Source organism: uncultured Polaribacter sp., assembly GCF_947501385.1.
In the GTDB taxonomy this organism is placed as follows: domain Bacteria; phylum Bacteroidota; class Bacteroidia; order Flavobacteriales; family Flavobacteriaceae; genus Polaribacter.
In genome coordinates, this window is sequence record NZ_CANMVP010000078.1 from 1 (window position 1) to 777 (window position 777).

Genomic DNA, 777 nt, shown 5'->3' on the forward strand with positions numbered 1-777 from the left:
GTTGGCAACAAGCTGAACAGACCAAAAAAATGAGGTACTATAAACGAAATTGGTAAGAAACCCGTGGAGATGAATTTGATAATTGGGGGAAATCGATATGGTATTTTGAAACCGAAAATTCTGGACTACCGACAAAACAAATGGAGGTTTATGAAAACGGAAAAGCATTGAAATATGACCAAAAGAAATTGGAAGATGAATATGGCGGACTTGGAGACCAAAAATTGGATTTAGATGAATTCTTTGATTTCGAAATTACGGAGCAAGAATTTAAAAAACATTGGAACGAACATTAGGTTAAAAAATGGGATATAAAAAAGTATGTTTAGATTGCAGAAAAGCATTTAATAGACCTGCCGATTTAGAAAAAGTTCATATCTCGATTTGTCCTCAATGCGAAAAACCAATGACTGAATTATATCATTTGTTTCAACAACCAAAACAAACCGATATTAAAAAGTGGGATGTTGTGAAATTTTTGGTAGAAAATGGATTTAGATATTACCATATTAGAGAAATTGAATCAATTGACAAAAGAACTGGAAAAGTTGCGGAATATCAGAATTATGCAAAATATCCAGAGTTGATGAAAGACGCAAAGGAATTTGTCAAATTATATAAAGAACAGGCAATTACGGAATAAAGCCAGTTGCCAACATTGTATAAAAATAATGCTAAATTAGTTGCTTAATCAAAGGTTAGTGCTCTTTTGTTACGTCTGATTTTCCTGCGGAAAATCCTCGCACACAAAACCGCACTATTCTTATACGAGCCCGT

The 777-nt window shown here is 33.2% G+C and carries 2 protein-coding genes; both read left to right on the plus strand.

What is annotated here, in order from left to right; all coding sequences use genetic code 11:
- Positions 1-140 precede the first annotated feature (140 nt).
- On the plus strand, positions 141-296 hold the full coding sequence (locus Q0998_RS19255) for a hypothetical protein (RefSeq protein ID WP_299673080.1): 156 nt from the start codon (positions 141-143) through the stop codon (positions 294-296).
- Between the two features lie 8 nt (positions 297-304).
- Entirely contained in the window at positions 305-643 is a 339-nt protein-coding gene (locus tag Q0998_RS19260) for a hypothetical protein (RefSeq protein ID WP_299673083.1), read from the plus strand.
- The last annotated feature ends 134 nt before the right edge of the window (positions 644-777 follow it).